This window comes from Streptomyces sp. NPDC031340 (assembly GCF_055569945.1).
In genome coordinates this window covers 1-4,634 of sequence record NZ_JBVIIE010000117.1, presented here as the reverse complement: position 1 = coordinate 4,634, position 4,634 = coordinate 1, and the positions used below count along the sequence as shown (strand labels likewise).

The window sequence follows — 4,634 nt, the reverse complement described above, 5'->3', positions numbered from 1 at the left end:
AGCCGACGTCACCCCCCCTCGGGACGCAGCCAGCCTGCCACAACGCCCCGAGGGCGGCGTGTGCCCTCCCCCCCCCCCCCCCCCCCCCACCCACACCCCCCCCCCCCCCCCCCCCCCCCCCCCCCCCCCCCCTCTCCACGGTGCGGGTGCGCCGCTCAGCCGGTCAGGTCTCGGCGGGCGAACAGGCTCGACCCGGCCCAGGTCAGCAGGGCCGCTACGGCGGTCAGGGCGAGCAGCGGCAGCGCCCGGGCGTCGGCGGCGGGCAGCGCGGGCAGGTGCGTGAACGGGGAGATGTCCCGCACCGCCTGCGGCAGTTCGAGCAGTCCGCCGAGCTGGCCGACGACCAGGCACAGGGCGAGCGCCCCCCAGGCCGCGCCGGAGGTGAGCGCCGGCACGGCGGCGAAGGCGAGCACCACGAACCCGGACAGCGCGAGCACCGCCGGTGCCTGCGCCAGGGCGGCGCCGGTCAGGTCCGTGAGCCCGCCGGTGAGGTCGCCTTCGGCGGCCCCGTAGGTCAGGCCCGCGCTCACCCCGGCGACCAGGAGCAGCAGCAGCGAACCGGCGACGGCGACCGTCACGTGCGAGGCGAGCCAGCGGCCCCGGCTGACGGCGGTGGCCAGCAGGGCCTCCAGACGGCCGGAGGTCTCCTCGGCGCGCAGCCTCAGCAGGGTCTGCACGGCGAACCCGGCGGTGACCGCGCCCACCATCACGATCATCGAGGCGAAGAACGTGTCGACCGGGTCGCCGCCCCCGCCGCCGATCTTGCCGAGGGTGTCGCTGAGGTCGGCGTTGTCGCGCAGGGCGTCGCCGGCCGACTTGCCCATGCCGCCGATGACGGCGCCCAGGACGGCGATGCCCGCGCCCCAGCCGAGCAGGGACCCGCGGTGCAGCCGCAGGGCCAGACCGAGGGGGCTGAGCAGTCCGGGTGCCGCCGAGGCCGGTCCTGGCCGGTCCGGCAGCAGGCCGGCGCCCAGGTCGCGTCCGTCGTTGAGGCGGAAGGCCCATACGGCGCAGACCGCGGCCAGGGCCAGGGGTACGAGGAGGATCCACCAGTGGTCGCCGCCGAACGGTTCGACGCGCTGCGCCCAGCCGATCGGTGACAGCCAGGCGAGTGCGGTGCTGTCCACGGAGGTGCCGCCGCCCCGCACCTCCCCGCCGGCGTCGGCGATGCCGCGGATCAGGAACGCGGCGCCGACGGCCGTGCCGGCCAGGGAGTTGGCGCCGCGGGCGGTGCCGGAGAGCTGGGCGGTGATCGCGGCGACCGCGGCGAAGAACAGTCCGGTAGCGGCGGCCGCCGCGGCCGCGGCGAGGGAACCGGACAGCGGCAGCCCGGCCAGCGGCAGCACGACCGCCAGCATCACGAACAGCCCGGTGTTCGCCTCGAGCGCGAGCAGCAGGGCCGCGGTCAGCGGTGCCCGGCGGCCGACGGGGGCCGCGCCGAGGAGTTCGGCGCGGCCCGTCTCCTCGTTCTGACGGGTGTGCCGCACCACGGCGAAGGTGCTCATCAGGGCGGCCAGCACGCACAGGTACGTGAAGACCTGCACCATGGCGACGGCGCCCTCGCTGGTGCCGACGGGTGCGCCGCGGGTCAGCAGCAGCGCCGGGGTGTCGGTGAGGGTCTTGACGGCGTCGACGCGGTCGGCTGCGTCGGGGTAGGTCGAACCGACGCTGTTGGCGGCGCTGTAGGCGAGCGCGCCGGTGCCGTAGATCCACGCGGCGAGCTGGACGCGGTCGCGGCGCAGCGCCAGTTTCAGCAGCGTGCGGGTGGCGGTGTAGTCGCTCATCGGGCGGCCGTCCTCGCCGCGGTGCGGCCCGCGTCCGAAGTGGAGCCTGCGTGGCCGGCGCCGCCGGCTCCGACGTCGTCACCGTAGTGGCGCAGGAACAGCTCCTCCAGGGTGGGCGGGCTGCTGGTGAGTGCGCGCACCCCGAACGAGGTGACGTGGGTGAGGACGCGGTCCAGGTGGTCGTCGTCGACGTCCAGGCTGATCCGGTTGCCGTCGACGGCGGCGTTGTGGACGCCTTCGAGCGCGTCGATGCCGGTGACCCGGTGCCGGGTCTCGGCGGAGAGCCGGGTGCGGGTGAGGTGGCGCAGTTCGGTGAGGGTGCCGCTCTCCACGGTGCGGCCCTTGCGGATGATGCTCACCCGGTCGCACAGCGCCTCGACCTCGCCGAGGATGTGACTGGACAGCAGCACGGTGCGGCCCCGCTGCCTGACCTCGCGGACGCAGTCCTGGAACACGGCCTCCATCAGCGGGTCGAGGCCCGAGGTGGGCTCGTCCAGGACGAGCAGTTCGGCGTCGGAGGCGAACGCGGAGACCAGGGCGACCTTCTGCCGGTTGCCCTTGGAGTAGGCGCGGCACTTCTTCGTCGGGTCCAGCTGGAACCGCTCGATCAGGGCCGTCTTGCGGGCCTTGTCGATGCCGCCGCGCAGGGTGCCGAGCAGGTCGATGGCCTCACCGCCGGTGAGGTTGCGCCACAGGCTGACGTCGCCGGGCACGTAGGCGAGGCGGCGGTGCACCTCGACGGCGTCGCGCCGGGGGTCCTTGCCGAGCAGGGTGGCCCGGCCGCCGTCGAGCCGGAGCAGGCCGAGCAGGGCGCGGATCGTGGTGGACTTGCCCGCTCCGTTCGGTCCGAGGAAGCCGTGCACCTCACCCGTGCGCACGGCCAGATCGAGGCCGTCCAGGGCCCGTGTGCGGCCGAATGTCTTGACGAGTCCGGACGCGGTAATCGCGTCGTCCGTGTGCGCCACCCGCGCACCACCTTTCACCCGAGTCGTAGTCCGTCGGCGTTCCCGCCGTCGCCGGCGGGCAGCCGGCCCGCGGTCGCGCCGGTCGTCCCCCGCGGCCCCGCGCGGTCCGTCCGGCTGACGGCTCGACGGCGGCAGGCGCCCGGTTCAGGGTTCCGCGGGGCGTTGGCGACAGCAATCTCCCCCGGCGCGGGAACCGGCATTCAAGGGTCGCTAGGGGTTCCCGGTAGGGGTTGACCGGCATCAAGCGGGACTCGGACCGTTGTAGGGCCACGCAGCCCCCTCCTCCAAGGAGTTCCATGCCTTCGCCGACCAGATGCCCAGCAGCCCGGCATTTTCCCTTCACTCCCGTCAACGGGCTGGAAATAGAGCCGATTCTGGCTGATCTTCGCAGGGAGGAACCGGTCAGCCGGGTGACGCTGCCGTACGGCGGGGACGCCTGGCTCGTCACCCGGTACGGCGATGTCAGAGCGGCTCTGGCCGACCCCCGGCTGAGCCGGGCCGCCGTGGTCAACGCCGATGTGCCGCGCCGTCAGGAGATGCGCGTCGGCCCCGAGGGCATCATGTACATGGACCCTCCGGACCATTCCCGTCTGCGACGCCTGTTGACGAGGGCGTTCACCAAACGGCGGGTGGAGGAGCTGCGTCCCAAGGTGGAGGTGATGGCCGCCGAACTGGCCGAGAACCTGGCCCGCAAGGGGTCGCCCGCCGACTTCGTGGAGCACTTCTCCTGGCCGCTGCCGACGCGGGTGATCTGCGAGCTGCTCGGTGTGCCGTACTCGGACCGCGGGGTGTTCCGGCGGGGCGCCGACGCGCTGATGCAGGGCGACACGCTGCCGCACCACGAGTTCACCGGGCGCATCAACGAGCTCGTCGGATACATCTCGCGGCTGATCGCCGACCGCCGGCAGCGGCCCGGCGGCGACCTGCTGACGGCGCTCATCCAGGCGCGGGACGACGGCGACCGGCTGACCGAGCAGGAGTTGGTCTCGCTGACGGTCGTCCTGCTCGCCGGCGGCCACGAGACCACCGCGAACCAGATCACCAACTTCGTCTACACGCTGCTGCGCCACCCGGAGCAACTGGCGCTGCTACAACAGCGGCCGGAGCTGGTGCCCCTGGCGGTGGACGAGCTGATGCGGTACGTCCCGCTGGGCACCGGCCATCACGCGGCGATGATCGCCACCGAGGACCTGGAGATCGGCGGGGCGCCGATCGCCCGCGGTGACGCCGTGTACGTGCACATCCATTCGGCCAACCGGGACGACGCGGTGTTCGCGGATCCGGACGCGCTGGATCTGACGCGCGAGGACAACCACCACATGGGTTTCGGCCACGGGGTGCACTTCTGTGCCGGCGCCCAGTTGGCCCACATGGAGCTGGGAGTCGCCCTGCGGGTGGTCCTGGAGCGGTTCCCCGATCTGCGGCTCGCGGTCGCCGACGAGGACATCCGGTGGCGGTCCAGTCTGCTCGTGCGGGGCCCGCTGTCCCTGCCGGTGCAGTGGTGAGCGACGGGGAGGCGGCCGTCACGGCCGGCACCGGGTGGGCGGTGAGCGTCGACCGGACGGCGTGCGCGGGCACCGGCATGTGCGTGCATGCGGCGCCGGAGCACTTCGCCCTCGTCAAGGGCCGCTCGCAGCCGGTCCGGGAGTCGGTGGAGCCGGACACGGCAGTCCTGGACGCCGCGGAGAACTGCCCGCTGGAGGCGATCCGGGTGACGGAGACGGGTACGGGGGCGGTGCTGGCGCCGGAGTTGTGACGCCGGGGCCGGGACAGCGTGCGGGGGGGGGGGGGGGGGTGGGACAAACGCAAGTGTCGGGCCCCAAAGGTTCCACAAGGGCAGGTAAGGGAATGTGTGCGGTCATCCGTTTGGGCGCCACCAGACCCG

General features: G+C 73.6%; 4 protein-coding genes. 2 read left to right on the top strand and 2 right to left on the bottom strand.

What is annotated here, in order from left to right; translation table 11 throughout:
* Positions 1–155: 155 nt before the first annotated feature.
* On the bottom strand, positions 156–1,784 hold the full coding sequence (locus ACZ5GT_RS40555) for an ABC transporter permease (protein ID WP_469036920.1): 1,629 nt from the start codon (positions 1,782–1,784) through the stop codon (positions 156–158).
* Positions 1,781–2,749, bottom strand: coding sequence for an ABC transporter ATP-binding protein (locus ACZ5GT_RS40550; protein WP_469036918.1), 969 nt, complete (start codon positions 2,747–2,749; stop codon positions 1,781–1,783). Before ACZ5GT_RS40550 ends, ACZ5GT_RS40555 begins: the two co-directional genes overlap by 4 nt.
* A gap of 410 nt (positions 2,750–3,159) precedes the next feature.
* Here ACZ5GT_RS40550 and ACZ5GT_RS40545 point away from each other — a divergent pair, with 410 nt between their 5' ends.
* Positions 3,160–4,254 carry a cytochrome P450 gene (locus ACZ5GT_RS40545; RefSeq protein WP_469036916.1) on the top strand — a complete coding sequence of 365 codons (1,095 nt, stop codon included), beginning with the start codon at positions 3,160–3,162 and terminating at the stop codon, positions 4,252–4,254.
* On the top strand, positions 4,251–4,505 hold the full coding sequence (locus tag ACZ5GT_RS40540; protein WP_469036914.1) for a ferredoxin: 255 nt from the start codon (positions 4,251–4,253) through the stop codon (positions 4,503–4,505). The genes ACZ5GT_RS40545 and ACZ5GT_RS40540 overlap by 4 nt, the downstream gene beginning before the upstream one ends.
* The last annotated feature ends 129 nt before the right edge of the window (positions 4,506–4,634 follow it).

Bases quoted from the DNA above. Each gene is read 5' to 3' on its own strand.
- ACZ5GT_RS40555 (WP_469036920.1), bottom strand. From the start codon at position 1,784: ATGAGCGACTACACCGCCACCCGCACGCTGCTGAAACTGGCGCTGCGC.